The organism is Rhizobacter sp. P2_H2 (assembly GCF_056403375.1).
Genome location: NZ_JBFUFP010000244.1, coordinates 1 through 6,322, shown reverse-complemented (window position 1 = coordinate 6,322; position 6,322 = coordinate 1). Strand labels below are relative to the sequence as shown.

Sequence of the window (6,322 nt, the reverse complement as noted above, 5' to 3'; positions counted from 1 at the left end):
CAGCAGCAGCGTCTCGGCCTGGTCGCGCCGGTGATGGGCCAGCAGCACGATGCCCGCCTGCGCCTCCAGTGCCATCGCGCGCAACGCGCCGTAGCGCGCCTGCCGCGCCCACGCCTCGACGCTGTCGCCGCCGCGCGGCGCATCGCTCAATCGATGCACGATGAAGCGCACCGGCAAGCCGAGGCGCGCCCAGCGCGCGCATTGCCGTTGTCCGTGGGCGAGCCACGCATCGGCATGCGGGCTCAGCCCATGGTGGACATGGAGGGCGAGCACCTCGACGCCGGTGCCGCGTGCCGCATGCAGCGTGGCATGCAGCAGGGCCGTCGAATCGCGGCCCGCGCTGTAGGCGACCGCGACGCGCTTCGGCGCCAACGTCGCCACGGCGAGGTCAGTGGTCCTTGGTGTCGCTGAAGCGGCCGTAGGCGCGCAGGCGCTCGTAGCGGCGCTGCAGCAGTTCCTTCGGCTTCAGGTCGCTGACCTGGCGCAACGCGTCGTTCAGCGCGCGCTTCAGGAACGAGGCCATCTGCTTGGTGTCGCGGTGCGCGCCACCGACCGGCTCGTTGACGATCTTGTCGACCAGGCCGAGCGCCTTCAGGCGATGCGCCGTGATGCCCAGCGCTTCGGCGGCATCGGAGGCGCGCTCCGAGGTCTTCCACAGGATCGACGCGCAGCCTTCCGGCGAGATCACCGAGTACACCGAGTACTGCAGCATCAGCACCTGGTCACCGACGCTGATCGCGAGCGCCCCGCCGGAGCCGCCCTCGCCGATGATGGTGGAGATGATGGGCACCTCGAGCTGCGCCATCTCGAAGATGTTGCGGCCGATCGCCTCCGATTGCCCGCGTTCCTCGGCACCGATGCCCGGGTAGGCCCCCGGCGTGTCGACCAGTGTGAACACCGGGATGCCGAACTTCTCGGCCAATTTCATCAGGCGCAGCGCCTTGCGATAGCCCTCGGGGCGCGACATGCCGAAGTTGCGCGCCGCGCGTTCCTTCGTGTCGCGGCCCTTCTGGTGGCCCACCACCATGCAGGCCTGGCCGTTGAAGCGCGCCAGGCCGCCGACGATCGACTGGTCGTCCGCGAAGGCGCGGTCGCCCTTCAGTTCCTGGAAGTCGGTGAAGATCTCGCTGATGTAGTCGAGCGTGTACGGACGCTGCGGATGGCGGGCGATCTGCGTGACCTGCCAGGGCGACAGGCTGGCGTAGACATCCTTCGTGAGCTGCTGGCTCTTCTTGCCCAGGCGGTCGATCTCTTCGGAGATGTCGACGGCCGATTCGCTTTGCACGTAGCGCAGCTCTTCGATCTTGGTTTCGAGTTCGGCAATGGGTTGCTCGAATTCAAGGAAATGGCGTTTGCTCATTTATCTTGATCCCTGTTCTTGAAGGAGGATGCCCTGCCCAACGATGGGGGCTGGCTTGCGGGCCGTCAATATGCCACGGCAAGCGGGTCGAGACTGCGCCAAATGTACCATGTGGCCACCGAGCGAAAAGGCGCCCAGGCGTCGCCCACTTCGCGGGCCTCGGCCCTTGAAACCGGCTCGCCGCTGAAGTAGTTGTGGCTGATGCCCTTGATGAGGCCGGGGTCGTCCAGCGGCAGCACGTTCGGGCGCATCAGGTGGAAGATCAGGAACATCTCGGCGGTCCAGCGGCCGATGCCGCGGATCGCGACCAGCTCGTCGACGATCGCCTCGTCGTCCATCTGCTGCCACTGGCGCACATGCACGCTGCCGGCCTCGAAATGCTGCGCCAGGTCGACCAGGTAGTCGACCTTGCGTGCCGACAGCCCGGCCTCGCGCATCTGCGTGGATTCGATCGCCAGCACCGCCGCCGGCTGGATGCGCTGCGAGCCGCCGTCGAGCAGCGCGGCCACGCGCTCCCACGAGGCCTGCGCGGCCGCCACCGAACTCTGCTGGCCGACGATCGAGCGCGCGAGCGTGGTGAACGCATCGCCGCGGCTTTGCAGCCGGCCTTCGCCGAACTGCGGGATCAGCTTGCGCATCACCCGGTCGCGCTTGACGAGGTGCCTGCACGCCTCGTCCCAATACTCGGGAGTGACGGAGCGCCCCACGGATCAGGCCTTCATCCAGGTCGTGCCTTGCGCGGAGTCCTGTAGCACGATGCCTTGCGCGAGCAGGTCCTGGCGGATGCGGTCGGCGAGCGCGAAATCGCGCGCCTTCTTCGCATCGGCCCGGGCCTGGATCTGCGCCTGGATCGCGGCGTCGTCGAGCGTGCTGCCGGCCTGCAGGTAGCTGCGCGCGTTCTGCTGCAGCAGCCCGAGCGTCGCGGCCAGCCCCTTGAACAGCGCCGCCTGTTGCGGCGAGCGGCTCTTGTTCAGCTCGGTCGCGAGCTCGAACAGCACCGCCACCGCTTCCGGCGTGTTGAAGTCCTCGTTCATCGCGGCGCGGAAGCGCGCGGCCTGCGGCTGCGCCCAGTCGACCGGCAGTTCGGGCACGTCGAGGTCGACCAGCGCGGTGTAGAGCCGGCGCAGCGCGTTGCGCGCGTCGTCGAGGTTGGCGGGGCCGAAGTTCAGCGGGCTGCGGTACTGCGTGCGCAGCATGAAGAAGCGCAGCGTCTCGCCGTCGTAGTGCTTGAGCACGTCGCGGATCGTGAAGAAGTTGCCGAGCGACTTCGACATCTTCTCGTTCTCGCCCTGCTCGTTGACGACGTTCAGGAAGCCGTTGTGCATCCACACGTTGACGAAGCGCTTGCCGCTCGCGCCCTCGCTCTGCGCGATCTCGTTCTCGTGGTGCGGGAACTGCAGGTCCATGCCGCCGCCGTGGATGTCGAACTGCTCGCCGAGCAGCGCGCAGCTCATCGCCGAGCATTCGATGTGCCAGCCCGGGCGGCCGGCGCCGAACTCGCTCGCCCACTTGGCGTCGTCGGGCTCGCTGGGCTTGGCGGACTTCCACAGCACGAAGTCGAGCGGGTCGTCCTTGCCGTCGAGCACGGCCACGCGCTCGCCGGCGCGCAGCTGGTCGAGCGACTTGCCCGACAGCTTGCCGTAGCCGTCGAACTTGCGCACCGCGTAGTTCACGTCGCCGTTCGGCGAGCGGTAGGCATAGCCCTTGCGCTCGAGCGTGGAGATCATCTGCAGCATCTGCGGCACGTACTGCGTCGCGCGCGGCTCGTGGGTCGGCGGCAGGATGCCGAGYGCGGCCACGTCTTCATGCATCGCGGCCGTCATCTCGTCGGTCAGCTGGCGGATCGGGATGTTGCGTTCGAGCGCGCGCCTGATGATCTTGTCGTCGATGTCGGTGATGTTGCGCACGTAGGTAACCTGGTAGCCCAGCGTGCGCAGCCAGCGTGCGGCGACGTCGAAGGCCATCATGAAGCGTGCATGGCCGACGTGGCACAGGTCGTAGATCGTCATGCCGCACACATACATGCGCACATGGTTGGGTTCGATCGGCGTGAACACCTCGGTCTGACGCGACAAGGTGTTGAAGATGCTCAGGGTCATCGGCGGAGTGCTGCAGTGGAACCGCTCATAGGGCCTGGCCAGCGGGTCGAGGGGCTTGCAGCCATGGGGCTGCTATACAATTTTCGCAGTATAGCGGGCCGTATCCGCACCTCGTTCCGCCCCACGGCGCCCACCCAAAACCTCGCGGCCACCTGATGACTCCACGCTCTTCGCTCGTCGCCCTGGCCGCGTTCACCGTGTTCACGATCGCCAGCACCGCGCGGGCCGACGAGTACGGCGATGTCGACAGCCTGCTCGGCGCGGGCCGGCTGGCCGAGGCGAACCAGAAGGCCGACCAGTTCCTCTCCACCAAGCCGAAGGACGCCCGCATGCGCTTCCTGAAGGGCCTGGTGCTGTCGGAGCAAGGCAAGTCGAACGACGCGATCGCGGTGTTCGTGAAGCTCACCGAAGACCACCCCGAGCTGCCCGAGCCGCACAACAACCTCGCGGTGCTCTACAGCAAGCAGGGCCAGTACGACCAGGCGCGGCGCTCGCTCGAGGCAGCGATCCGCACCAACCCGAGCTATGCGACCGCCTACGAGAACCTCGGCGACGTGTACGCGAAGCTGGCGAGCCAGGCCTATTCGCGCGCGCTGCAGATCGACGGCAGCAGCACCGCCAAGGTGAGCCCGAAGCTCGCGATGATCCGCGACCTGTTCTCGCCGATGACGCGCTCAGAGCCACCGGTGGTGATCGCTGCGGCCAAGCCTGCACCGGCGCCCGCACCCGTTCCCGCCCCGCCGCCGGTCGTTGCAGCCGCGCCGAAGCCGGCTCCGGTGCCTGCTCCTGCACCTGCTCTTGCGCCTGTCCCTGCGCCCGTTCCCGCGCCTGCACCCGCCGCGGTGGCTTCTTCACCGGCCGCCGCCGAAGACACAAAGGTCGTACAGACCGCCGTGCTCGCGTGGGCCGCGGCCTGGGCGAGCAAGGACATGGACGCCTACTTCGCGTCCTACACCCATGATTTCAATGGTGGCAAGTCGCGCGCCGCCTGGGAGGCCGAACGCCGCGCCCGCATCACCRGCAAGCGCAGCATCGCGGTGAACCTGAGCGATTTCGACATCCGCGTGCAAGGCGACAAGGCCGTCGTGCAGGTGCGCCAGGCCTACAGCGCCGATGCGCTGAAGGTGTCCAGTCGCAAGCGGCTCGACCTGGTGCGCGTCTCCGGCCGCTGGCTGATCCAGAAGGAAAGCACCGGTTCGTGATCCGACGCCTGCGTGAGTGGTGCCGCCGCGCGGCACTGCCTGTCTGCCTGGCGCTGCCATGGGCGGCGGGCGTGGCCGTGGCCGCGCCGCTGAAGCCGGCCGTGGCACGCAGCGGCGTGGCCGCCGCGCCCGCTTCCCCCGAAGCCCGGCTGATCGACATCTACCAGCTGATCCGCGACGGCGATGCACGCCGCGCGCTCGCGCGGGCCGAAACGCTGACGCGCGACGTGCCCAACTTCCAGCTCGCCCAACTGGTGTACGGCGACCTGCTGCTGGCCCGCCGGCAGCCGCTCGAGGCGATGGGCGCGGCGCCCCCCGAGCTGGCCGCCTCGTCGCCCGACCAGCTCGTGCAGCTGCGCCAGGAAGCCACGCTGCGGCTGGCCGCGCTCACCGAACGCCCGCCGGCCGATGCCGTGCCGCGCCAGTTCATCGACATCCCGTCGAGCACGCGGCATGCGATCGCCGTCGACGCGAGCCGCTCGCGCCTGTACCTGTTCGCGAACGACGCGAAGGGCCTGCGCCTGGTTGCCGACCACTACGTCTCGCTCGGCCGGTTGGGCGTCGACAAGAAGGAGCAAGGCGACCAGCGCACGCCGCTCGGCGCCTACTTCATCACCAGCCGGCTGACGAACCAGCAGGTCGCCGAGTTCTACGGCCCTGGCGCGCTGACGCTGAACTACCCCAACGAATACGACCGCCGGCGCGGCAAGACCGGCGGCGGCATCTGGCTGCACGGCGTGCCGCCGGCCAACTTCGCGCGCGGCCCGCAGACCACCGACGGCTGCGTCGTGCTCGCCAACCCCGACCTGCTGCGCCTGCTGCGCGAGGTGTCGCCGCGGCGCACGCCGGTCGTGATCGCACCGAAGCTCGAATGGGTGGCGCGCGCGCAGGTCGCGCAGGAACGCGTCGCGGCGCATGCGATGGTCGAGCAGTGGCGCGTCGCGCGCTCGCAGGGCGACGCGCGCAAGCTGCTGAGCTTCTACTCGCCGCAGTTCCAGAGCGGCACCGCCGACCTGGCGCAGTGGTCGCAGATGGTCGACAAGGAACTGCAGGCCACGCGCGGGCGCACTGCCGAGCTGAAGGAGATGTCGATCCTGTCGTGGCGCGACGCCGGCGAGGTGCTGATCGTGACCTTCGGCGAGGTGCTGAGCGGCCAGCTGACCGGCCCGCTGAAGCGTCAGTACTGGGGCAAGGAAGGTGGACAATGGAAAATATTCTTCGAAGGAGTGATCTTGTGAGAACCCTCAAGTCATGGAAGCCGCTGCTGGTGACCGGCGCGATCGTCATCGGCGGCCTGGCCGGCAGCATGACGGCCCACGCACAGCAGAAGGTGAAGCTGGCCACGTCGCTCGGCGACAYCGTGATCGAGGTCGATGCCGAGAAGGCGCCGAAGTCGTCCGCGAATTTCCTGCAGTACGTGAAGGACGGCCACTACAACGGCACCGTCTTCCACCGCGTGATCCCGAACTTCATGATCCAGGGCGGCGGCATGACGCCCGACCTGAAGGAAAAGCAGACCCGCCCGCCGATCCCGCTGGAAGCCCGCAACGGCCTGACCAACACGCGTGGCACCGTCGCGATGGCCCGCACGATGGACCCGAACTCCGCCACCGCGCAGTTCTTCATCAACCTGAAGGACAACGACTTCCTGAACGCCGCGC

Annotated in this window: 7 protein-coding genes; 3 read left to right on the top strand and 4 right to left on the bottom strand. The window is 68.3% G+C overall.

Features of this window, described 5'->3' with window-relative positions; all coding sequences use genetic code 11:
• The 4 genes from AC1D15_RS14585 to cysS all read right to left on the bottom strand — a co-directional run.
• Nucleotides 1-381, bottom strand: a 381-nt coding sequence (locus AC1D15_RS14585; RefSeq protein ID WP_477826546.1) for a tRNA lysidine(34) synthetase, incomplete at its 3' end; no start/stop codon positions are given.
• Between the two features lie 7 nt (nucleotides 382-388).
• Entirely contained in the window at nucleotides 389-1,360 is a 972-nt protein-coding gene (locus tag AC1D15_RS14580; protein ID WP_047508869.1) for an acetyl-CoA carboxylase carboxyltransferase subunit alpha, read from the bottom strand.
• 65 nt (nucleotides 1,361-1,425) lie between these two features.
• On the bottom strand, nucleotides 1,426-2,067 hold the full coding sequence (locus tag AC1D15_RS14575; RefSeq protein ID WP_047508866.1) for a DNA-3-methyladenine glycosylase family protein: 642 nt from the start codon (nucleotides 2,065-2,067) through the stop codon (nucleotides 1,426-1,428).
• 3 nt (nucleotides 2,068-2,070) lie between these two features.
• The gene (cysS, locus tag AC1D15_RS14570; protein WP_477826545.1) at nucleotides 2,071-3,459 is read right to left on the bottom strand and encodes a cysteine--tRNA ligase; all 1,389 of its coding nucleotides are present in this window, start codon (nucleotides 3,457-3,459) and stop codon (nucleotides 2,071-2,073) included.
• A gap of 155 nt (nucleotides 3,460-3,614) precedes the next feature.
• On the opposite strand from cysS, the gene AC1D15_RS14565 reads away from it, so the two are divergent.
• The 3 genes from AC1D15_RS14565 to AC1D15_RS14555 form a co-directional block, all read left to right on the top strand.
• A complete protein-coding gene (locus AC1D15_RS14565; protein WP_477826544.1) occupies nucleotides 3,615-4,661 on the top strand; it encodes a tetratricopeptide repeat protein in 1,047 nt (348 codons plus the stop codon).
• Nucleotides 4,658-5,899, top strand: coding sequence for a L,D-transpeptidase family protein (locus AC1D15_RS14560; protein ID WP_465112967.1), 1,242 nt, complete (start codon nucleotides 4,658-4,660; stop codon nucleotides 5,897-5,899). The genes AC1D15_RS14565 and AC1D15_RS14560 overlap by 4 nt, the downstream gene beginning before the upstream one ends.
• A 68-nt stretch (nucleotides 5,900-5,967) precedes the next feature.
• Nucleotides 5,968-6,322: peptidylprolyl isomerase (locus AC1D15_RS14555; protein ID WP_477826547.1), on the top strand; the 355-nt coding region annotated here is incomplete at its 3' end.